This window comes from Pseudomonas germanica (assembly GCF_019614655.1).
In the GTDB taxonomy this organism is placed as follows: Bacteria; Pseudomonadota; Gammaproteobacteria; order Pseudomonadales; family Pseudomonadaceae; genus Aquipseudomonas; species Aquipseudomonas neuropathica.
The window spans coordinates 3,367,350-3,390,304 of sequence record NZ_CP071586.1 but is presented as its reverse complement, the minus strand read 5'-3'; the positions used below and the strand labels follow the sequence as shown (position 1 = coordinate 3,390,304).

Below are 22,955 nucleotides of genomic sequence, written 5' to 3'. Positions count from 1 at the left end.
AGTTCAGGAGCATTGCGATGAGTACCGACGATAAACGCATCCGCGAATTCGCCTATCAAATCTGGGAATCGGAAGGTAAGCCCGAGGGGCATGAAGAACGCCACTGGGAAATGGCGCGCAAGCTCGCCGAAGCGGAAGCGCTGGCACCGAAGAAACCGCCGAAAGCCACCGGCAGCAAACCGGCTGGCAAGACAGCCGAGGCCAAGGCCCCGGCCGCTAAGCCGAAACCACCGGCCAAAGCCAAACCGGCCAGCGCCGCCAAAGTGATTCCCCCGGGCGAAAAGCCTGCCGAGAAAAAGCCTCGGGCGCCGCGAAAGCCTTCGGCGATCTGACGCTTTAACGACGATTGAACTGAATGACCGTGTGGCGGGTTCGCTCGCCACCGAGGGCTCACTCGCCCTGAAGAAACACATAAACCCTGTGGGAGCGAGCCAGCTCGCGAAGACGTCGGCACATCCGACATCTGTGTCAGCTGACCCACCGCTTTCGCGAGCAGGCTCGCTCCCACAGGGGAAACAGTGTTAACCGAACCATCCCGATTTTTGCAGGAGCAATCATGACCCGTCCAAAGAATGCCGAGCCCACCGCGCACGCCGAGCCGTCGAGAATCCGTGAAGGCCTGCCCTTCCCGCTCGGTGCGACCTGGGATGGTCTGGGGGTGAACTTTGCTCTGTTTTCCGCCAACGCCACCAAGGTCGAACTGTGCATCTTCGACGATGCCGGCGAAGTTGAACTCGAACGCATCGAACTGCCGGAATACACCGACGAGATCTACCACGGCTACCTGCCTGATGCGCACCCGGGGCTGATCTACGGTTACCGCGTCTACGGCCCGTATGACCCGGCCAACGGCCACCGCTTCAACCACAACAAATTGCTCATCGACCCGTACGCCAAACAATTGGTCGGCCAACTGAAATGGTCGGAAGCGTTGTTCGGCTACACCATCGGCCACCCCGACGCCGACCTCAGTTTCGATGAACGTGACAGCGCGCCCTTCGTGCCCAAATGTAAAGTCATCGACCCGGCGCACACCTGGGGCAACGACCACCGCGTCAGCGTGCCGTGGGACAAAACCATCATTTATGAAACCCACGTGCGCGGCATCAGCATGCGTCACCCTTCGGTACCGGAGAACGTACGCGGCACCTTTGCCGGGCTGATGGTCGACGACGTGCTCGAACACATTCGCAAGCTCGGCGTGTCTACCGTCGAATTGCTGCCGATTCATGCCTTCGTCAATGACCAGCATCTGCTGCATAAAGGCATGACCAATTACTGGGGTTACAACAGCATCGCGTTCTTCGCCCCGGACCCGCGCTACCTGGCCAGCGGCAAGATTGCCGAATTCAAGGAGATGGTCGCGCACCTGCACGAAGCCAACCTCGAAGTGATCCTCGACGTGGTCTATAACCACACCGCCGAGGGCAACGAGCAAGGCCCGACCCTGTCGATGCGCGGCATCGACAACGCCTCGTACTATCGCTTGATGCCCGACGACAAGCGCTACTACATCAATGATTCCGGCACCGGCAACACCCTCGACCTGAGCCACCCGTGCGTGCTGCAAATGGTCACCGACTCGCTGCGTTACTGGGCCAGCGAGATGCACGTCGACGGTTTCCGTTTCGACCTGGCGACGATTCTCGGCCGCTACCACGACGGTTTCGACGAGCGTCACAGCTTCCTCGTTGCTTGCCGTCAGGACCCGGTGCTGCGTCAGGTGAAGATGATCGCCGAGCCATGGGACTGTGGCCCCGGTGGTTATCAGGTCGGCAACTTCCCGCCGGGCTGGGTCGAGTGGAACGACAAGTTCCGCGACACCGTGCGCGCGTTCTGGAAAGGCGACGACGGCCAGGTTGCCGATTTCGCCAGCCGCATGACTGCCTCCGGTGAGATGTTCAACCAGCGCGGGCGGCGGCCGTACTCCTCGGTGAACTTCATCACCGCCCACGACGGTTTCACTCTCAACGACCTGGTCTCGTACAACGACAAGCACAACGAAGCCAACGACGAAAACAATCAGGACGGCAGCAACAACAACCTGTCGTGGAACCACGGCGTCGAAGGCCCGACCGACGATCCCGAAATCAATGCCCTGCGCCATCGGCAGATGCGCAATTTCTTCGCCACCCTGCTGCTCGCCCAAGGCACGCCGATGATCGTCGCCGGTGATGAGTTCGCCCGTACCCAGGACGGCAACAACAACGCCTATTGCCAGGACAGCGAGATCGGTTGGGTCAACTGGGACCTGAGCGAGGACGGCAAGGCATTGCTGAAATTCGTCAAGCGCCTGATCAAGCTGCGCCTGGCTTATCCGATCCTGCGTCGCGGCCGCTTCCTGGTTGGCGAATACAACGAGGACATCGGCGTCAAGGACATCACCTGGCTGGCGCCGGATGCCACCGAGATGACCACCGAGCATTGGCACGATGCGCACAACCGCTGCCTGGGCATGTTGCTCGACGGCCGCGCGCAGGAAACCGGGATTCGCCGCAAGGGTGCGGATGCGACGCTGCTGCTGGTGGTCAACGCCCATCATGACATCGTCAACTTCACCCTGCCGGAAGTACCGGAAGGCAGTTTCTGGACCTGCATGATCGACACCAATCAGCCGTCGATCCGTGGTCAGGAACGCTTCGATTTCGGCCACGAATACTCGGTCACCGGGCGCTCGCTGCTGCTGTTCGAACTGCAACGTGATGAAGAAGACTGATATGGACCTGCACCGTTATCTGAGCCGACGACCAACGGATTATCCGCACACCGCAGCCCTCGGCGGGTGCCTGCGGGCGCTGGTCGAGGCCGGGCTGGATCGTCTGCCGTTACCGGGCAGTGGCCGCACGCTGGAGCGCTTTCAGCAGTTGGCGGAAGTCGGCGGGCATGACCTGGGTCTGTGCAAACTGTTTGAAGGCCACACCGACGCGCTGGCGATCATTGAACAACTCGGCGGCTCACCTACGCCGGGCAGCACTTGGGGCATGTGGGCAGCGGAGCCACCGCAAGCACGAGTCAAAGTCAGCCCAGTCGGGCACATGGTCGCGCTGCATGGACGCAAGGCATGGTGCTCCGGCGCCGCCGTGCTCAGCCACGCCTTGCTCACCGCCTGGGATGGCGACGATCAGCAGCAACTGGTCGCCGTCGCCCTCGACCAACCGGGCGTCACCGTCACCGAGCAAGGCTGGCAAGCGGTGGGCATGGCGGCTACTGGCAGCGTCGAGGTGCTGTTCGACGGTGCCGAAGCGCAGGCCATTGGCAATCCCGGCGACTATCTGCAACGCCCGGGTTTCTGGCAGGGCGGGATCGGTATTGCCGCGTGCTGGTACGGCGCCGCACGGCAAATCGCCGACGCGTTGCGCATCCAGTGTGAGCAACGCCCGGAACCGCACGCCCTCGCCCATCTCGGCGCGGTCGATAGCGCCTTGCAGGCCGCGGCGGATGTGCTGCGCTTCAGCGCCTTGCACATCGATGCGCACCCGGAAGACAACGCCGAATTACTCGCCCGTCGTGCCCGCGCGGTGGTCGAGCAGTCGGCTGAACAGGTGATGCGTGAGGTCGGGCGCGCCCTCGGTGCCGGGCCGTTTTGCAAGGATCGCCACTTTGCCCGGCTCAGCGCTGATCTGCCGGTGTTCCTGCGCCAGAGTCATGCCGAACGGGATCTGGCCGCGCTCGGGCAAATGGTGGCCGGGCACTCCGCGGAGGCATGGGCGCTATGAAAACCAATCCGATTGTCGGCCAGGGCACCAGCCTGCACCAATGGCAGGCTTCGCGGCATCTGGCGGAACTGGATAGCATCGACATCCTCAGTCTGGTGCCTCCGGGCGCGCGGGCGGTGATTGTCGCGCCGCACCCGGACGACGAAGTGCTCGGTTGTGGCGGTTTGCTGCAATTGCTCGCTGAGGCCGGTCGGCCTTTGCAACTGATGTCGGTCACCGACGGCAGCGCCAGTCATCCCGGTTCAAGTCGCTGGCCGGTGGAACGTCTGAGCGTGGTGCGGCCGCAGGAATCGGCCGAAGCGCTGCGTCGTCTCGGACTGCCGATGCACCGCGTGAAGTGGCTGCGCGGTGGCTTCAGCGACACCCAGGTGGCGGCTCAGGAAGCGGAGCTGGTCGATTTCATCGAACGTCATCTGCGTCCCGACGACGTGCTCTTTACCACGTGGAGCGAGGACGGACATTGCGACCACGAAGCCGTCGGCCGCGCCAGTGTCGAGGCTGCCCGTCGCGTCGGCGCGACTTGCCATGAACTGCCGGTGTGGACTTGGCACTGGGCAACTCCGGAAGACGCCTTCGTACCGTGGCAACGCGCACGCAAGATTCTTCTGACGCCGGCGCAAGTCGCGCGCAAACGCCACGCGGTGCACGCTTTCGCCAGTCAACTGGAAGGCGATCCTGACGCCGGACTCGGTCCGGTGCTCGCACCGTATGTGCTCGATCGCCTCTTACAGCCCTTCGAAGTGGTGTTTCTATGAGTGTCGAGGATCGCTATTTCGACGGTTTGTTCGCCGGCAACGATGACCCATGGGCGTTCCGTGAGCGCTGGTACGAGCAGCGCAAACGCGCGATCACCCTCGCCGCCCTGCCGCGTCCGCACTACCGGGCAATCTTCGAACCGGGTTGCGCCAACGGCGAGTTGAGCGCCGAACTGGCCGCGCGTTGTGATCGGTTGTTGTGCTGTGACACGGCCAGTGCGGCAGTGGCTCTGGCGCGCACGCGGTTGAGCGTGTTCGACCACGCCGAAGTGCGGCAAAACCGTCTTCCGGGCGACTGGCCGGAGGAAAAATTCGACCTGATCGTATTTAGCGAGATCGGCTACTACCTGGATAGTCAGGATCTGACAGAAGTGATCCGTCGAGCCAGTGATTGCCTGACTGCCGACGGCCAGTTCCTCGCCTGTCACTGGCGTCCGCCCATTGACGGCTGCCCGCTGAATGCGCGGCAGGTTCACGACCTGATTCACGAAAAACTGCATCTGCCCCGTCTGGTCTTGCATCAGGAAGCGGACTTCATCCTTGAGGTGTGGAGCCGCGAACCGCGCTCGGTGGCGGCACTGGAGGGCTTGCGATGATCGGCATTCTGATCCCGGCGCACAATGAGGAAGACTTGCTCGACGACTGCCTGAGCGCGGCCATGCGCGCCAGCCGCCACGGTTTGCTGGCCGGTGAAAAGGTTGAAGTGTTGGTGGTGCTCGACAGCTGCACCGACCGCTCGGCGCAGATTGTCAGTCGCTATCCGGTGCTGAGCCTGCACATCGACGCACGCAATGTTGGCCAGGCCCGGGCGGCCGGCGCGCAGCTATTGCTGGAGCGCGGCGCGCGCTGGATCTCTTGCTCGGACGCCGACAGCCGCGTGGCCGACGACTGGCTGGTGGCGCAACTGGGGTTGGGCGCGGACGCGGTATGCGGTACCGTCACGGTCGAACGCTGGCACGAGTCGTTCGATGAAGCGGCGCAAATCCGCTATCACCGGCATTACCATGCCAGCGATGGCCATCGGCATATCCACGGCGCCAATCTGGGCATCAGCGCCGACGCCTATCGCTGGGCCGGGGGCTTTAAACCGCTGGCCTGCGACGAAGATGTGCAATTGGTGCGGGAGTTGGAACTCGACGGCGCGAACATCGCCTGGAGCCATCGCCCGCAAGTGCTCACCAGCGCGCGGTTCGACAGCCGTGCGCGCGGTGGCTTTGGTGACTATCTGCGAAACCTGGCACAGATGGAGCAAAAAAAAGCGGATCAGATTGATCTGTGACGCGACGAACTACGCTTCATGAGCAATACTCTGCTGCGCGGCAATCCAGGGTTCGGAGCGTCGCTGGGCAATCAACCAGCCTTCACGGGTCGGCGGCGTCTGGCAATCACCGCCAAACGCACGACTGAGGGCGAAACAACACAAGGACGTCACACCATGAAACCGTTAACCCTCAGCGACAGCAGTTCGTCGGCGCAAATCTGGAACAGCGCCCCGCAACTGGACAACATTCCGGTCATCAATACTTTAAGTCTGGTACCCGCCGGCGCCCGCGCCGTGGTCATCGCGCCGCATCCGGGCGATGAAGTGGTCACCTGTGGCGGTCTGCTGCAATTACTCTCCAGCCTCGGTCATCCGTTGCAATTGCTCTCGATCACCGATGGCAGCGCCAGCCACCCGGGTTCGCGGCAATGGTCGGAAAAACGCCTGAGCGTGTTCCGCCCGCAGGAAAGCGTCGAGGCCCTGCGCCGTCTCGGCTTGCCAATGCACAGCCTGAAATGGGTGCGCGGTGGTTTCACTGACAACGCTCTGTGCGAACAGCAAGCGCAAGTGACCGAATTCATCAGCCGCTACCTGCGCCCAGGCGATGTGGTGTTCAGCACCTGGCGCGGCGATGGCAACGACGACCATGAAGCGGTGGGTCGGGCCAGCGCGCATGCAGCGGAACAAGCCGGGGCGACCTTCCACGATGTACCAGTCTGGGCCTGGCACTGGCCCGAGCGCGACCAGCAACTGATCCCTTGGGAACGCGCGCGCAAACTGCGCCTCGACACCTGGACCGTCGCGCGCAAGAGCCACGCCACCCATGCTTACGCCAGTCAGCTCAAGGGTGAACCGGCGATTGGTATTGCACCGATGCTGCCGCCGGTGATTCTCGAAAGAATGCGCCTGCCCTACGAAATCGTGTTTGTCTGATGCCGTTTCGGGTGGGAGCGAGCCTGCTCGCGAAAGCGGTGGTTCTACCAACTTATGTATTGGATTTACCGACGCCTTCGCGAGCAGGCTCGCTCCCACAGGAATTGGGTTGTCATCAACCATGATTTGCAAGGAACTGCCGCACCTCGCCATCAGTCGCATGAATAAGCGGCCCGCAATCCAGAGGAGTGAACGTGTCCAGCGAACCCAAGCGTCATGTTGCCGACGCGCCTGTCATTCATCGTCTTAGGGTGCTGACGGTCAACACCCACAAAGGCTTCACCGCGCTTAACAGGCGATTCATCCTGCCGGAGCTGCGCGAAGCGGTGCGCAGCACCTCGGCCGATCTGGTGTTTCTGCAAGAAGTGGTGGGTGAACACGAACGGCATTCGAACCGTTACAACGAATGGCCACAAACCTCGCAATACGAATTTCTCGCCGACAGCATGTGGAGCGATTTCGCCTACGGGCGCAATGCCGTTTACCCCGACGGCCACCATGGCAATGCCCTGCTGTCGAAATACCCGATCCGTGAATACCGCAACCTCGACGTGTCGATCACCGGCCCCGAGCGCCGTGGACTGTTGCACTGTGTGCTCGACGTCCCGGGTCACACCGAGGTCCACGCAATCTGCGTGCACCTGAGTCTGCTCGAAAGCCACCGGCAATTACAGCTGCAACTGCTCTGTCAATTGCTCGAATCGCTGCCCGACGATGCCCCGGTGATCATCGCCGGCGACTTCAACGACTGGCAGTTACAGGGCAACGCCGCCCTCGCCCGTCGTGACTACCTGCACGAAGCGTTCGAGCGCCACCATGGGCGCCCGGCCAAGACCTACCCGGCGCGGTTTCCATTGCTGCGACTGGACCGGATCTACCTGCGCAATGCCAGTAGTCATGACCCGCAGATCCTCGGCAACAAGCCGTGGACGCATCTGTCCGATCACCTGCCGCTCGCGGTAGAGGTGCATCTGTAAGCGCATTTCTGACAAGACCGTCCGTCAGCCATGCTTGAACCGCGAGGAAATTCATCTACACCTAAAAAAGCTCAAGGAGTAGCGCATTCAATCCGTTAGATCATGGACTTGATGTAAGGCATCAACTGTAAACGATGCCTAGACCATGACACGCTCAGGGATGAATTCCCCGAATTTGCCGTAGGGAATGACCATGCCGCGCTACTCCACGCACTTGCTGACATTACCGCACGCCTTGCTCCTGCCTGCTTCCTTGCTGATTTTGACCAGCCACCCCGTTTCAGCGGCCTGCACGCTCGTGCCCGGGCCGGGCAATGACAATTTCACCTGTGACAGCGGTACCAGCGGTTCGCTGACGGATCTCGCCGGCAACAACAGCCTGACATTCGCCGCTAACGGCAGCGGTCAGATCAATGGCAGCGTGACCTTCGGCGCTGGAGCCGACCGGGTCGAAATCAACTCCGGCGTGATTACCGGCGCGGTCAATCAGGGCAACGGTATCGATGACTTTGTCATGACGGGCGGCTCAATTGGCTCGTTGGCTCAAGGCGACAGCCGCGATACGTTCTTGATGAACGGGGGCATCATCGTCGGCGCCTTTGAGGATGGCGACGTCGCGCGCATGACGGGCGGCACCATCGGCCGCGTGGACATGAAACTCGATAACAATATTTTTGACCTGTCGGGCGGGCAGATTATTGGCAATCTGGTCACCGGTTTCGGCACTGACACCATTATCGTTTCCGGTGGCCGCATCGGCGGCAACATCAGTGTCAGCGGCGGCAACGACAGCATCACGGTGAGCGGTGGGGAAATCGTCGGCGAGGTTCGCGCCAGCGTGGGTGATGACCGTTTGCTGTGGGATGGCGGCGGCATTATCCGTTCGACGATCCTCATGGACGTCGGCAATGACACCGTCACCCTGCGCAATCTCGACGATAATATTCTTGCGCTGACGCCCAGCGTTAATGGCGGCGTCGGTAGCGATACCCTGTCACTGGATAACACCCGCACGGCCCTGCCCGCGAGCTTCATCAATTGGGAAGCGGTGAGCCTGGTTAATGGCTCGCAACTCGATCTGGGGTCGTCAGGACTGGTGCTGGGGGACGCCGGCACCGGCAGTGGCGTGTTGAACATCGATACCCGCAGCACATTGTTTGCCACACAAGGTACGGTGGCATCGGCGGTGGCGGGTCAGCCAGTGACGCTGAATAACGCGGGGATCATCGATTTGACCCGCAATAACAGCCGCACTGACGATACGCTGACCGTACAGGGCAACTACGTCGGTAACAGCGGCCAGTTACGCTTGCAAAGCTTGGTCGGTGGCGATGATTCACCGAGTGACAAACTGGTGGTCAACGATGGCAGCTTAAGCGGCGGCACGGTGATCACGGTCAGCAACCTCGGCGGACTAGGCGGCCTGACCGAGGTGAACGGCATCCAACTGGTGCAGGCGCAAGGCAGCACGCTGAGCAGCAATAACGCCTTCACCCTCAATGGCCCGGTGTCGGCCGGAGCTTACGATTACTATCTGTTCAAAGGAGGTGTCACTGCCGGCACGGAAAACAGCTGGTATCTGCGCTCCGCCATCGTTGCGCCGCAGCTGGTGAGCGCTCCCAACCCCGATCCAACGCAGCCGCCCATCCTGGTGCCGGTGGTCGCTACCCCCGTAGCGGCGGCGACGCCGGCCGGGAGCCCGCCGTTGCCGGTATTGCCCGCAGCCGTTGCGGGAGCCGAACCGATCCCTTTGTATCGCCAGGAAGTCCCGACTTGGTCGGTGTTGCCGCCCGCTGCCGCGCAACTGACGCTTAACGCCCTGGGCACCTTTCATGACCGTCAGGGCGATCAACGCCTGCTCGCGGAAACCGGTGCATTCGGCGCCGGATGGGGCCGTGTCTATGGTAAAAATCTCGAGCAGACCTGGGCCGGCACGGTCACGCCGCGACTGGATGGCTCGCTCAATGGCTTTCAGGTCGGCAACGATCTGTACAGCTCGCAGACGTCCGGCAGCCTGAATCAGCGCTTGGGTTTCTTTGTCGGTCACAGCCGCTTGCAAGGTGATGTCGACGGTTTCAACGAAGGCTTTCAGCACAACAGCGCCGGCAAGATCAAACTCGAGGGCGACAGCTATGGCCTGTACTGGACGCTGATGGCGCCCACCGGCGGGTACCTCGATACCGTAGTAATGGGCACTCGCTTCGACGGTGACAACCATTCCGATCGCGGGGTAAAACTGGACAATCGCGGGCACGCCCTGACGTTGTCCACCGAGGCCGGTTACCCGTTGCCGATCAATGACACCTGGGTGATCGAGCCGCAGGCGCAGCTCATCCATCAGAAAATCTCCCTCGACAGCCAGAACGACGGTATTTCACGCGTCTCGTTTGATTCCGACGGCGCCTGGACCGCTCGCCTCGGCGCACGCCTCAAAGGTCGATATCAGGTCAGCGGCCTTCCTGTCGAACCGTACCTGCGCGCCAATGTGTGGCATACGTTTTCCGCTACTGACTCGGTCACGTTTGGCGACAACGATGTGATTTCCAGCGAACGGAAATCCTCGACAGCGGACATCGGCCTGGGCGTAGTGTTGACCCTTGATCGCGCGGTCAGTGTGTACGCCAGTACCGATTACACCAGCAATATTGACAGCAATGACGTGCGCGGCGTGGTGGGCAACCTGGGCATTCGCCTCAGTTGGTAGACCTTCCGTCGACAATTTAAACTCTCTACCTTGCGGCTCTCAATGCGTTCTTCCATACAAACAACCACTTAGTTATGTGCAGAAAAACAAACGCTTGCAAAGCCTGTTTTGCCACTACCGCTCATCGTTCAATTTCTTGACGGCGGCGCGCGACTCTTCTTATCTCTACCTTACTACCCCCGGAATCACTACCGGGACGAGCCTTCGGACACTCGCGAAATCGAGCGGCCACGGTTCGCCCCGCTCCATTCGGTCGCCCCTCGTTCGGGGTAGGAGAGACGCCACATTGAGATGCCGCATGCGCCTGCAAGGTAGACCTCCATGAGAACTTCAATCACCCCACACGAGATCAAAATCACTTTCTGCACAGTGTCGAGTTCTATCTTGCTGTGCTCATCCATGGAGGCGCAGGCCGGTCCTGCGGCGGATGAAACGACCCCGTGGTACCGCGCGGATGTGCCCGTGATGACGTTGCCCGCCACCGTCATCACCCCCGGCCCGCAACGCTTCAGCCCACGGCCCGATCTGCAGGGCACACGCTTGATTACCGAAGACCTCGCACCGTCGGCCTGGGACGAGTTGTACGGTAGAAGCGCCCGTCAGGCGCAAACCGATGTGCTGTCGTCAGGCTACGCAATGCCCGGCAGCGGCGACTTCAAAGGGCCGGCCGTGTTGACCGTACAAGGTGGCGGGCATACCCAGACCATCGGCTTGATCGGCGGCGTCAATCAGATTCAAGCCAATGGCAACGGGGTGCTCACTAGTCGCGCCTTGGCCGATCCGAACACTGACACCCTCAATCTACAAGGCCAGAGCCTCGGGGCCTACTACAGCCTCACTGGTGCGCAAGGCTGGCACGTTGATCTGTCGGCCAGCGGTGGCCGGGTCAGCGGCTTCAGTCGCAACGGCCAAGGCGCCCGGCAAGCCACCGAAGGCAGCGCCATGACCTTCTCGGTCGAAGGCGGTTTTCCGATTGGCTTGAGCGACAACTGGGTGGTCGAACCGCAGGCGCAATTGATCAATCAACGCATCACCCTCGACACGCCGTACGCCGGCTCGGGCAATGCGTCCTCCACCGATCTGACCGCCTGGAGCGGCCGCGTCGGTGCCCGTTTGAAAGGCAGTTACGATTTGAATGGTCTGCCGCTCGAACCTTATGTGCGCACCAACCTGTGGCACACCGTTTATACCGGCAGCACGGTGACGCTGGATCAGGTCGACAAGATCAGCAGCAGCCGCAAGTCATCCACCGTTGAGTTGGGACTGGGGCTGGTGGCGCGGGTGACGCCGGTGGTGAGTCTGTATGTCAGTGCCGATTACAGCAGTGATGTCGATGACAATGATTTGAACGGGATCATTGGCAGCCTTGGGGTGCGGATGCGCTGGTGAGCGTTGAGCCGGATTTTGGAGGTGTCTGAACTGGCGCCTTCGCGAGCAGGCTCGCTCCCACATTTGGAATGTATTTCCCCTGTGGGAGCGAGCCTGCTCGCGATGGCAGCGACGCGGTCTCGGATCAGCCCTCTGGCTTGAGGATCAACACCGCCAACGGCGGCAGATTCAGCTCCAGCGACAACGACTGGCCATGACTCGGCACTTCCTCGGTAAACGCCCCGCCGCCATTGCCGTAATTGGAACCGGCATAGGTGTCGGCATCGCTATTGAGCAATTCAGTCCAGCGCCCGGCAAACGGCACACCCACGCGATACGCCTGACGCGGCACCGGCGTGAAGTTGGCCACCACCAGCACCGGTTTACCTTCCTTGCTCCAACGCAGCCAGGCATAAACGCTGTTGATCGCATCGTCACCGATCAACCACTGGAAACCCTGCGGCGCGTCGTCCTGATCGTGCAGCGCCGGCTCTTCGCGATACAGCCGATTGAGATCGCCGACCAGTTTCTGCACGCCCTTGTGCTCAGAATACTGCAGCAGATACCAATCCAGTTGCTGATCGTGATTCCACTCGCGCCACTGGCCAAACTCGCAGCCCATGAACAACAGCTTCTTGCCCGGGTGCGTCCACATAAAACTCAGATACGCGCGCAGGTTGGCGAATTTTTGCCAGCGATCGCCGGGCATCTTGTCGATCAGCGAGTGCTTGCCGTGCACCACTTCATCGTGGGAAATCGGCAGGATGAAACGCTCGGACCAGGCGTAGACCAGACCAAAACTCAACTCATTGTGATGATGCGCGCGGTACACCGGATCCTGCTGAATGTAATGCAGCGAATCGTGCATCCAACCCATGTTCCATTTGTAGGCAAAACCGAGACCGCCCTGCTGCGTACTTTGGCTGACACCCGGCCACGCGGTTGATTCTTCAGCGATCACCAGTGCGCCCGGCGCTTCCAGTTCGACCACGTCGTTCAAATGCCGCAAGAAGTCGATGGCCTCCAGATTTTCCCGGCCGCCATGGCGGTTCGGCACCCATTCGCCAGCCTTGCGCGAATAGTCGCGATAGAGCATCGAGGCCACCGCATCGACGCGCAGGCCGTCGACATGGAAATGCTTCAACCAGTGCAACCCCGAAGCGAGCATGTAGCCATGTACTTCGGTGCGGCCGAGGTTGTAGATCAGCGTGTCCCAATCCTGATGAAAACCTTCCAGCGGGTTGCCGTATTCGTACAGCGCGGTGCCGTCGAACTGGGCGAGACCATGAGTATCGGTTGGGAAATGCGCCGGCACCCAGTCGAGAATCACGCCGATCTCGGCCCGGTGGCAGGCGTCGACGAATTCAGCGAACTGCGCCGGCGAGCCGTACCGCGCACTCGGGGCGAATTGCGAGAGCAGTTGATAACCCCAGGACCCACCAAACGGGTGCTCCATGATCGGCATCAGTTCGATGTGAGTGAAACCCAGTTCCTTGACGTAGGGAATCAAGCGTTCGGCGAGTTCCGGCCAGGTGTACTGGCGGGCGACTTCACCGAGATCATCCAGTTCGCACTGCCACGAACCGGCGTGCAGTTCGTAAATCGACAGCGGCGCGGAATGCTTCTGGCGGTCACGGCGGCTGCTCATCCACTCCTGATCCTGCCAATCGATCTGCAGTGGCTCAGCGACTTTCGAGGCGGTGTCCGGCGGCAGACTGGTGGCCAGCGCCATCGGGTCAGCCTTGAGCGGCAGGATCCCGTGAGCGCCAAGAATTTCATATTTGTACAGCTCGCCTGCTTGCAGGCGCGGGATGAACAATTCCCAGACCCCGGACGGATGCCGCAAGCGCATCGGATGGCGGCGGCCGTCCCAGACGTTGAAATCCCCCACTACGGATACGCGCCGGGCATTCGGCGCCCACACGGCAAAACGCACACCGTCGACGCCATCAACGGTTTTCAATTGCGCGCCGAGACAGGCGCTGAGATCACGGTGATTGCCTTCGGCGAACAGATACAAATCCATTTCACCGAGCAACTGGCCGAAGCTATACGGATCCTCGGCAACCTGCTCGCCGCCGACCCAGCGCGTGCGCAGCTGATACGGCCGCGCCTGATCGAAATGGCCGACAAACAGCCCCGGTGTTTCAGTCTGCTCCAGTGGCCCGCGTTCTTCGCCGCTGTCCTTGTCCAGCACCACGACACTCAACGCACCCGGTAAATAAGCGCGAATGAACTGCCCACCAGCGCCATCGCCGTGCGGGCCAAGAATGGAAAAAGGGTCGTGATGTTCAGCGCGGACCAAGGCATCGATATCTTTCGCCGAGGGCAGCAATGCTTCTTTGACCGCACCCTGTTCCTTGTTCGAGAAACTCATGACTACTCTCCACCAAGATCGGAAAAGGGTTTAAGCCCCGTCAATAACCCATACAAACCGTGCAACGGCACGGGCAGCCACGTGGGGCGATTTTCGGCTTCATAGGCCACTTCATAGGCCGCCTTCTCCAGGCCGAACAACGCCAGCGCGGCGTCGGCACCTTCAGGATCTTGCCAGGCATGATCAAGACTAGCTGCCGCGCGGCGATATGCCTGAACAAATGCCTCGCGGGCCTCACGCAGATAGCGCTCGGCGACTAGACGCCGCGCCGTTTCAGACTCGGCGCTGTGGTCAACGTTGTGCACGTTGATGGTCATTGCGGCCGCATAATCGAAGGAGCGCAGCACGCCGCTGACATCCTTGTACGGACTGTGTTTGCCACGACGCTCGCCCAGTGGCCGCGCCGGTTCACCCTCGAAGTCGATCAGGTAGGCATCGCCCTTGATCACCAGCACCTGGCCCAAATGCAGATCGCCGTGGACGCGAATGCGCAAACCGCCGACGGCTTTTTTCGCCAGATCCTGCACGTGCGTGAGGATGGTTTTCTTCTCGTCGATCAGGCGTTTGACCAGTTTCTGATCCGCCGCATTGAGTTCGCCCTGATGCTGCTTGAGCAGTTTCAGCGCGTGTTCGACCTGCGCCACAACATCCTTGCCGGTGGCCTGCATGTCCTTGGCCGTCGACACCTGTGGGGCGAAGTCGGCATTGTCGGTGGGCGCGGCGAGCACCTTGTGCATCTCGCCCAGACGCTGACCGAGCATGCCAGCAAAATCCTTCAGCTCACTGAGGGCGTTGTAATGCTGTTCCTGTTCGGACATGGCATCGGCCAGCTCATCGCGCAGCGCCCGTTCAAGGTTGTTCTGCGTCCATTCCCAGGCGTCGCCCTGATTGCTCAGATAGCCTTGGGCGATCATCAGCAGATTGTCTTCGCCCTTGGCATCGCGGCGAATCACCGAGCCGAGCAGCGGAGAGATATTGGCAAATCCAGCCTCGGTCAGGTAAGCGCTCATCTCCAGTTCCGGGTGTACGCCAGAAGCGACTTTGCGTATCAGCTTAAGTACCAGGCTATTGCCGATCACCACCGAACTGTTTGATTGCTCGGCAGACAGATAACGCACTTCCGACTCGGCACTGAGGCCAAGCGTTTCCAGATGCGGCGTCGGTGCAAAGCGGATTTCGCCTTCGCTCGACTCCAGCACGGCGTTGTTCTGCATGCCTTGCAGCACCGCACGAATAAACGTTTCAAGGCTGAACGCGTCAGTAATCAAGCCGACCTGTCGCACTCGGCGTACACGGGACAAGGCCAATTGCTGCGGCAACGCCGGGCCGACCTGATCTTCGGAAATAAAACCGAACGGCAACTGATAACGACTGGTCTGCCCGCCGCTGGTGACTTCAATTTCGCTGAGCAGCACCGGATGCTGCGCATCGCCGAAACGCACGCCGTAGGCCAGATGCACCTTGTCGATGGCCGCGTCCTTGCCGGCGAACCAGCGGCGATTCTGCAGCCAGCTCGGCAGGATGCTTTGCTCCAGCGTCGTGCGCGACGGCGCTTCGAGCAATTCTTCCATGCGTTTTTTCAGCACTAGGGTGGTGAAGTCCGGCAGGCTTTGCGCCGGCTCCACGTGCCAGCTCGGCATCTGATTTTCCGCAGCCAGTGCAAACCAGTAGAAACCGTACGGCGCTAACGTCAGAAGAAAATTCAACTGGCCGATCGGCGGGAAGGCGTTACCGCCGAGCATCTCCACCGGCACCATGCCGACGTAGGCCGACAGGTCCAGCTCCACTGCTTGCGCACTGCGCGAAACGTTGGCCACGCAGAGAATGATTTCGTGTTTGCCATCGGCATCGGTGAATTCACGGGTGTAGGCCAACACGCGACGGTTGTTCGGCGAGAGCATTTTCAACGTGCCACGGCCGAACGCCTTGGACTGTTTGCGCACAGCGAGCAAGCGTCGGGTCCAGTTGAGCAGCGAATGCGGATCGCCGGACTGGGTTTCGACGTTGACCGACAGATAGCCGTATTGCGGGTCCATGATCGGCGGTAGCACCAGGCTGGCCGGATCGGCACGGGAGAAGCCGCCGTTGCGGTCGATCGACCACTGCATCGGCGTACGCACACCATCGCGGTCGCCAAGGTAGATGTTGTCGCCCATGCCGATCTCGTCGCCGTAATACAGGGTCGGCGTGCCCGGCATCGACAGCAGCAGGCTGTTGAGCAATTCGATGCGGCGGCGATCACGCTCCATCAACGGCGCCAGACGACGGCGGATGCCGAGGTTGATCCGTGCGCGACGGTCAGCAGCGTAGTAATTCCACAGATAGTCGCGTTCTTTATCGGTGACCATTTCCAGGGTCAGCTCATCGTGGTTGCGCAGGAAAATCGCCCACTGGCAGTTGGCAGGAATTTCCGGGGTCTGGCGCAGAATATCGGTGATCGGGAAACGATCTTCCTGAGCCAGGGCCATGTACATGCGCGGCATCAGCGGGAAGTGAAACGCCATGTGGCATTCGTCGCCATTGAGGCCCGCCGCATCGGTATCACCGAAGTACAGCTGAGTGTCTTCGGGCCATTGGTTGGCCTCGGCGAGTAGCATGCGATCGGGGTAATTGGCGTCGATCTCGGCGCGGATCTGCCTGAGGACGTCGTGGGTTTCCGGCAGGTTTTCGTTATTGGTGCCGTCACGCTCGATCAGGTACGGAATCGCGTCGAGGCGCAGGCCGTCGATGCCCATGTCCAACCAGTAGCGCATCACCGAGAGCACGGCTTTCATCACTTGCGGATTGTCGAAATTCAGATCCGGTTGGTGCGAATAGAAACGGTGCCAGAAGTACTGGCCGGCGACCGGGTCCCAGGTCCAGTTGGATTTTTCCGTATCGAGGAAAATGATCCGCGTGCCGTCGTATTTCTGATCGTCATCCGACCACACGTAAAAGTCCCGCGCCGCCGAGCCGGGCTTGGCCTTGCGCGCACGCTGGAACCACGGGTGCTGGTCGGAGGTGTGGTTGATGACCAGTTCGGTGATCACCCGCAAGCCACGCTTGTGCGCCTCGGCGATAAAGCGCTTGGCGTCGGCCATGGTCCCGTAATCGCTGTGCACGCCACGGTATTCGGCAATGTCATAGCCATCGTCGCGACGTGGCGAGGGATAGAACGGCAACAGCCAGATGGTGTTTACGCCGAGGTCAGCGATGTAATCGAGTTTGGCGATCAGGCCGGGAAAGTCGCCGATCCCGTCATTGTTGGAGTCGAAAAACGATTTGACGTGAACTTGATAGATCACCGCGTCCTTGTACCAGAGCGGGTCTTTGATAAAGGTGGCTGCCTTGGGTTTCTTCGCCATGTGAAACTCCTGCTGAATGCTTTAAAAGCGCCCCACGATGATCGTTCCCCCGCTCCGCGTGGGAATGCCGCCATGGACGCTCTGCGTCAGTTTCTGGGACGCGGAGCGTCCCGGGATGCGTTCCCACGCAGAGCGTGGGAACGATCATTACGTAGCGGTAATTCGCCAGATGCCGAATGGCTGGTACGCCGGGTCGATGCGCATGAACTGATACTTGCCGTGCCAGTCCCAGCGATGCCCGTTCATCAAGTCTTCGCCATGGGTCGTCGCATCGTCGGGCAGGCCCATTTCCCACAGCGGCAGTTCGAAATTCGCCTCCTGCACGTTGTGCGGATCAAGGCTGACCGCGACCAGAATGAAGTTGCTGCCGTCAAAGCTGCGCTTGCCGAAATACAGAATGTTGTCGTTCCAGGCGTTGTAGACCTTCAGACCCAAATGCGTGTGCAGCGCCGGGTTCTGCCGGCGGATGCGGTTGAGCTGGGCGATCTCGGCAATGATGTTGCCCGGCGCGGTGAAGTCGCGGACGCGGATCTCGTACTTCTCCGAGTCGAGGTATTCCTCTTTGCCCGGCACCGGTGCCGACTCGCACAACTCGAACCCCGAATACATGCCCCACAAGCCTGAACCCATGGTCGCCAGCGCCGCACGGATCAGAAAACCCGCGCGCCCGGATTCGTGCAGGAATGCCGGGTTGATGTCCGGCGTGTTAACAAAGAAATTCGGCCGGTAGCATTCGCGCCACGGCGATTCATTCAGCTCAGTGAAATACGTCGCCAGCTCAGCCTTGCTGTTGCGCCAGGTGAAATAGGTGTAGCTCTGCGTGTAACCGACCTTGCCCAGCCGCGCCATCATCGCCGGCGTGGTGAACGCTTCGGCGAGGAAGATCACTTCCGGGTACAACGCGCGAACATCGGCGATGAACCATTGCCAGAACGGCAGTGGTTTGGTGTGCGGATTGTCGACGCGAAAGATCTTCACGCCCTCTTCGACCCAGCCAATAACGATGTCGCGCAACTCGACCCACAGGCTCGGAATGGCGTCCGGCGCATAGAAGTCGACGTTGACGATGTCCTGATATTTCTTCGGCGGATTCTCCGCGTATTTGATCGTGCCGTCCGGGCGCCAGTTGAACCAGCCCGGATGCTGCTTGAGCCACGGGTGATCCTGGGAACACTGAATGGCGAAGTCGAGGGCGATTTCCAGACCGTGATCGGCGGCGGCAGCGACCAGTCGACGGAAGTCCTCGCGAGTGCCGAGTTGCGAGTGAATGGCTTCGTGGCCGCCCTCCTCGCTACCGATGGCATAAGGGCTGCCGGGATCATCGGGGCCGGCGGTCAGGGAATTGTTGCGCCCCTTGCGATGGGCGCGGCCAATCGGGTGGATCGGCGTGAAATAGAGCACGTCGAAGCCCATGTCCTGAATCATTGGCAAACGCGCGTGCACATCGTTAAAAGTGCCATGACGGTGGGGATCGTCGGTGATCGAGCGCGGAAACAGTTCGTACCAACTGGCAAATTCGGCCAGTTCGCGTTCGACGTCTACCGGGAATTCCGGACTGACGCTCAGGTAGGCACGGTGATCGGCCTCAGCCATCAACTGCGCACTGCGCGAGTGCAGGAACAGCGCGACCTGCTCGGTTTCGAGCAGCCCGGACAATTCATGGTGCAACGCGGCGAGCTGTTCGCTGAGCTGACCTTCGCTGCGCTCGGCGGCCTGTTGCACCATGCTCCGGCCTTCCTGCAACTCCAGCGACACCGGTACAGCAGCATTGTGTTTCTTCTCCAGTTCATACTGAAAACTGGCGAATTGGTCGATCCACGCCTCGATGCAATAGAGGAAGCGCCCTTGGTGTTCAGGGCGGAACTGGCCTTGCCAGCCGTTATTGCCCTGATCGGTCATGACCTCGCTTTGCCAGGTGTCTTCGCCTTCCTCGCGCCAGCGGATGCGCACCGCGAGTTTGTCGTGACCGTCGGCAAACACCTTGCTGGTGACCACCACCTCACGGCCGGCAATCGACTTCACGGCGAACTGCCCGCCATCGAGGGTCGGCATGGTGTTTTCGATGGCAATGCGCGGCAGCAGCAACGCCTGCGACAGCGGCATGTGCGGGTTGTAGCTCAGTTCAGAAGGTCTTTCAGCAGTCATTGAGCATCTCTCCTTAACGCCCCAAGGACGCTCTTGTGCCGGATCAGTGTTCACAACGAAGCGCCTGCCCCGAAATGAACTCACTTAGGTTCCGAGCGACCGGCGCCGGGAAAAGTTCAGATGAAATTGCCGTGTCAGAAAAGCGGATCGAATTGCGTGCAGGGTGGTCAATCCACTTAAGCACTTCTCACGCCATGTGCCACACGGAGGTCATCAGATGAATATCCCGATCCCGGCCGAAACGCCCGATCCGAACATCGACAAACCCACGCTGCCCGAGACCGAGCCGCAGCCAATTCCCGAGCAGGAACCACCCGGCACCACGCCACCGCCGAAAGAAGAACCACCAACGACGATGCCTCCCGTGATCCTCTGACTTGCAATAACTGATCATTCCCACGCTCCGCGTGGGAATGCAGCCCCGTACGCTCCGCGTCCCAAAGCGGACGCGGAGCGTCCATTGAGGCATTCCCACGCAGAGCGTGGGAACGATCATCCGGCGCAGGAATGATCAGTGGTCATCAGTCTTTTCCTCGTCCTTTTCGAACAGCTTCACGATGCGCGGCATCACGCTGAAAATCCCCAGCGCCAGTAAGGTACTGAGCAGCGCCGTGGCTTCCCGGCCAAGGCCGGCAGCGACACCAATGGCCGCCGTCATCCACAGCCCGGCAGCGGTGGTCAGGCCTTTGACATGGCCTTCATCGCCTTCCTTGTTTTTCAGGATAGTCCCGGCACCGAGAAAGCCGATCCCGGCAATCACCCCTTGCACCACGCGACTCATCGCATCCGATTCCGCCCCCGACGTCTGCGGCACCAGCACAAACAGCGCGGCCCCGAGCGCCACCAACATATGCGTGCGCACCCCGGCAGCCTTGCCCTTGTGCTCGCGTTCAAAACCGAGAATGCCGCCCAGAATGGCGGCCATCAGCAGGCGCACGGTGATGCGCGTCAATTGCGACGCATCCGCGACGTCGGCGAATTCCGCCTGCAGGGTTTGCCACACTTCATGCCACCACGCGTTCATCGTGCAGTCCTTGTTATTGGGTCTATAGAGGATGGACAGCGACGACCATTAATCAGTTGCGCAGAACGATCAGCGCAGCGTGCGCCCTAACATTTCAGACACCCCTGAAAAAAGGACTGCCCTCATGCCCGTTCGAGTCGATCAATCCAATCCCGAACAGAAAGTGTGTTTTTTCACCGTTGAACATGGCGAGGAAATTCGCATTTGCGACACCCTGGAAGTCATGACGGATAGCGAAAAATCCATGTCATTCGTGGAAATAGAAGGCCGGCGCGTTTACATCAGCGAAAAAGAAGCCGATGCCTTGACCGTTGCCGGTGCCAAGGACGGTCGCAAACACCTGAAAGCCGACGACAGTGATTCGGTGATTTGACTGACCCTGATCAACACCCCGCGCAAACGTCTGCGATAGGCGTTTGCGCCTTTGCCTGCGGGCTGCTTCAAGTTGTCGCAGGCGTTGCGCAGAATCGCATCTGATCCGCTTTTTATTGAAATAGCTGAGTCTGTTATGCAAACAGATCGACGCTCATAGTGCTCTGGCCTGATGGAGGCTGATGAGCGAATAACCATGAGCGAACAAATCCCCGTCCGAACCGTAGAAGCATCTCCAACTATCAAAAGTGTGCCCGCACGCCCAATGAAGGCGACGGCCAAGTCCAGCGACAACCAGATCCACACCCGCAGCTTCACCGGCCTGTTCCGCACCTTGCGCATGAGCGGCGCGGGATTTCTGTTCGTGCTGTTTTTCGGCACCGTGTGGCTGAACTGGGGCGGACGTCAGGCGGTGCTCTGGGATCTTTCCGAAAGCAAATTCCACATCTTTGGCGCGACGTTCTGGCCGCAGGATTTCATCCTGCTTTCCGCGCTGTTGATCATTGCCGCGTTCGGCCTGTTCGCCATCACCGTGTTCGCCGGCCGGGTCTGGTGCGGTTACACCTGCCCGCAAAGTTCGTGGACGTGGATTTTCATGTGGTGCGAGAAGATCACCGAAGGCGAACGCAACCAGCGCATCAAACTGCAAGCCGCGCCGTGGAGCCTGAACAAATTGGCCCGACGCGCGGCCAAGCACACCCTGTGGCTGGCGATCAGCGTGCTGACCGGCCTGACCTTCGTCGGTTACTTCACGCCGATCCGGCCACTGGCCGAAGAACTGCTGACCCTGCAAATTGGCGGCGTCAGTCTGTTCTGGGTGCTGTTTTTCACCGCCGCCACCTACATCAACGCCGGTTGGCTGCGTGAGGCGGTGTGCATGCACATGTGCCCGTATGCGCGGTTCCAGAGCGTGATGTTCGACAAGGACACCCTGGCGATTTCCTATGACGTCGCCCGTGGCGAAAACCGTGGCCCGCGCAAACGCGACGTGAAACCGCTTGAGGCTGGCTTGGGTGATTGCATCGACTGCCAGTTGTGCGTGCAGGTCTGCCCGACCGGCATCGACATTCGCGATGGCCTGCAGATGGAATGCATCGGCTGCGCGGCGTGCATCGACGCTTGTGACTCGATCATGGACAAGATGAACTACCCGCGCGGCTTGATCCGCTACAGTTCCGAGCGCGAACTGCAGGGTGGCAAAACCCACCTGCTGCGGCCGCGTTTGATCGGTTACACCGTGGTGCTGGTGGCGATGATCGGCGCATTGGCATTGGCGCTGGTCGAGCGGCCAATGGTCTCGCTGGACGTGACCAAGGATCGCGGGTTGTTCCGCGAGAATGGTCAGGGCCAGATCGAAAACATCTACACCCTCAAAGTCATCAACAAGACCCAGCAGCGCCAGGACTACAACCTGAGCCTGGTGGATGGCGACGGCTTCCAGTTGCAGGGCAAGACTGAACTGAGCTTGGCCCCAGGGGAAATTGTCGATGTGCCGGTGTCGGTGGCGATGACCACGGAACGCCCGGCCAGCAGCTCGCAGACCTTGAGTTTCAAGATTGTCGACAGCGATGAGCCTGAGGTTTACAGCGTGGCGAAGAGCAGGTTTGTTGCGCCGATGAATCGCTGAGCCGTTAGAATCCGCTCCCTCACCCCAGCCCTCTCCCGGAGGGAGAGGGAGCCGACCGAGGTGTCTGTCGCTATACATCGACCTGACAGACCGAGTCGATTATGGATTCAGCAAAGCACTTTCAGGCCGAGTCGATTACGGATTTAGCAAAGCTCTTTTCAGGCTGAGTCGATTATGGATTCAGCAAAGCACTTTTCAGGCTGAGTCGATTATGGATTCAGCAAAGCACTTTTCAGGCTGAGTCGATTATGGATTCAGCAAAGCACTTTTCAGGCTGAGTCGATTGTGGATTCAGCAAAGCACTTTTCAGGCTGAGTCGATTATGGATTCAGCAAAGCACTTTTCAGGCTGA

18 protein-coding genes are annotated in these 22,955 nt (G+C 60.4%); 13 read left to right on the top strand and 5 right to left on the bottom strand.

What is annotated here, in order from left to right:
- Nucleotides 1-17: 17 nt before the first annotated feature.
- The 6 genes from J0G10_RS15135 (at nt 18) to J0G10_RS15110 (ending at nt 5,750) form a co-directional block, all read left to right on the top strand.
- The gene (locus tag J0G10_RS15135) at nt 18-332 is read left to right on the top strand and encodes a DUF2934 domain-containing protein (RefSeq protein ID WP_095126262.1); all 315 of its coding nucleotides are present in this window, start codon (nt 18-20) and stop codon (nt 330-332) included.
- A gap of 224 nt (nt 333-556) precedes the next feature.
- Nucleotides 557-2,716 (top strand): glycogen debranching protein GlgX, encoded by a 2,160-nt coding sequence (gene glgX / locus J0G10_RS15130; RefSeq protein ID WP_095126261.1) that lies wholly within the window; start codon nt 557-559, stop codon nt 2,714-2,716.
- 1 nt (nt 2,717) lies between these two features.
- A complete protein-coding gene (locus tag J0G10_RS15125; RefSeq protein ID WP_095050731.1) occupies nt 2,718-3,716 on the top strand; it encodes an acyl-CoA dehydrogenase family protein in 999 nt (332 codons plus the stop codon).
- Complete coding sequence (locus tag J0G10_RS15120) at nt 3,713-4,471, top strand: PIG-L deacetylase family protein (RefSeq protein ID WP_095050730.1); 759 nt, start codon at nt 3,713-3,715, stop codon at nt 4,469-4,471. Before J0G10_RS15125 ends, J0G10_RS15120 begins: the two co-directional genes overlap by 4 nt.
- On the top strand, nt 4,468-5,067 hold the full coding sequence (locus J0G10_RS15115; protein WP_220556113.1) for an SAM-dependent methyltransferase: 600 nt from the start codon (nt 4,468-4,470) through the stop codon (nt 5,065-5,067). The genes J0G10_RS15120 and J0G10_RS15115 overlap by 4 nt, the downstream gene beginning before the upstream one ends.
- Nucleotides 5,064-5,750, top strand: coding sequence for a glycosyltransferase family 2 protein (locus tag J0G10_RS15110; protein ID WP_095126260.1), 687 nt, complete (start codon nt 5,064-5,066; stop codon nt 5,748-5,750). Before J0G10_RS15115 ends, J0G10_RS15110 begins: the two co-directional genes overlap by 4 nt.
- A gap of 9 nt (nt 5,751-5,759) precedes the next feature.
- Here J0G10_RS15110 and J0G10_RS15105 read toward each other — a convergent pair whose 3' ends face one another.
- Entirely contained in the window at nt 5,760-5,903 is a 144-nt protein-coding gene (locus J0G10_RS15105) for a hypothetical protein (protein ID WP_156685515.1), read from the bottom strand.
- Between the two features lie 3 nt (nt 5,904-5,906).
- On the opposite strand from J0G10_RS15105, the gene J0G10_RS15100 reads away from it, so the two are divergent.
- From J0G10_RS15100 to J0G10_RS15085, 4 genes are all read left to right on the top strand, one after another.
- The gene (locus J0G10_RS15100; protein ID WP_095050759.1) at nt 5,907-6,665 is read left to right on the top strand and encodes a PIG-L deacetylase family protein; all 759 of its coding nucleotides are present in this window, start codon (nt 5,907-5,909) and stop codon (nt 6,663-6,665) included.
- A 194-nt stretch (nt 6,666-6,859) separates the two neighbouring features.
- Nucleotides 6,860-7,642 (top strand): endonuclease/exonuclease/phosphatase family protein, encoded by a 783-nt coding sequence (locus J0G10_RS15095; RefSeq protein ID WP_095050727.1) that lies wholly within the window; start codon nt 6,860-6,862, stop codon nt 7,640-7,642.
- A 193-nt stretch (nt 7,643-7,835) separates the two neighbouring features.
- On the top strand, nt 7,836-10,346 hold the full coding sequence (locus tag J0G10_RS15090) for an autotransporter family protein (protein WP_220556112.1): 2,511 nt from the start codon (nt 7,836-7,838) through the stop codon (nt 10,344-10,346).
- A 321-nt stretch (nt 10,347-10,667) separates the two neighbouring features.
- Complete coding sequence (locus tag J0G10_RS15085) at nt 10,668-11,735, top strand: autotransporter domain-containing protein (protein WP_095126258.1); 1,068 nt, start codon at nt 10,668-10,670, stop codon at nt 11,733-11,735.
- A 124-nt stretch (nt 11,736-11,859) separates the two neighbouring features.
- Here the strand turns inward: J0G10_RS15085 and glgB are convergent, their stop codons facing one another.
- From glgB to J0G10_RS15070, 3 genes are all read right to left on the bottom strand, one after another.
- Nucleotides 11,860-14,091, bottom strand: coding sequence for a 1,4-alpha-glucan branching protein GlgB (gene glgB, locus J0G10_RS15080; RefSeq protein ID WP_220556111.1), 2,232 nt, complete (start codon nt 14,089-14,091; stop codon nt 11,860-11,862).
- 2 nt (nt 14,092-14,093) lie between these two features.
- Complete coding sequence (gene treS, locus J0G10_RS15075; RefSeq protein ID WP_220556110.1) at nt 14,094-17,435, bottom strand: maltose alpha-D-glucosyltransferase; 3,342 nt, start codon at nt 17,433-17,435, stop codon at nt 14,094-14,096.
- A 147-nt stretch (nt 17,436-17,582) separates the two neighbouring features.
- Nucleotides 17,583-19,580: an alpha-1,4-glucan--maltose-1-phosphate maltosyltransferase gene (locus tag J0G10_RS15070; protein ID WP_220556109.1), complete on the bottom strand. Its 1,998-nt coding sequence runs from the start codon at nt 19,578-19,580 to the stop codon at nt 17,583-17,585.
- A gap of 217 nt (nt 19,581-19,797) precedes the next feature.
- On the opposite strand from J0G10_RS15070, the gene J0G10_RS15065 reads away from it, so the two are divergent.
- Entirely contained in the window at nt 19,798-19,956 is a 159-nt protein-coding gene (locus J0G10_RS15065) for a hypothetical protein (RefSeq protein ID WP_008087190.1), read from the top strand.
- A gap of 135 nt (nt 19,957-20,091) precedes the next feature.
- Here the strand turns inward: J0G10_RS15065 and J0G10_RS15060 are convergent, their stop codons facing one another.
- Complete coding sequence (locus tag J0G10_RS15060) at nt 20,092-20,604, bottom strand: MgtC/SapB family protein (RefSeq protein WP_220556108.1); 513 nt, start codon at nt 20,602-20,604, stop codon at nt 20,092-20,094.
- Between the two features lie 124 nt (nt 20,605-20,728).
- On the opposite strand from J0G10_RS15060, the gene J0G10_RS15055 reads away from it, so the two are divergent.
- Nucleotides 20,729-20,977 carry a DUF3203 family protein gene (locus J0G10_RS15055; protein ID WP_095126256.1) on the top strand — a complete coding sequence of 83 codons (249 nt, stop codon included), beginning with the start codon at nt 20,729-20,731 and terminating at the stop codon, nt 20,975-20,977.
- A 195-nt stretch (nt 20,978-21,172) separates the two neighbouring features.
- Complete coding sequence (gene ccoG, locus J0G10_RS15050) at nt 21,173-22,603, top strand: cytochrome c oxidase accessory protein CcoG (RefSeq protein WP_095050720.1); 1,431 nt, start codon at nt 21,173-21,175, stop codon at nt 22,601-22,603.
- The last annotated feature ends 352 nt before the right edge of the window (nt 22,604-22,955 follow it).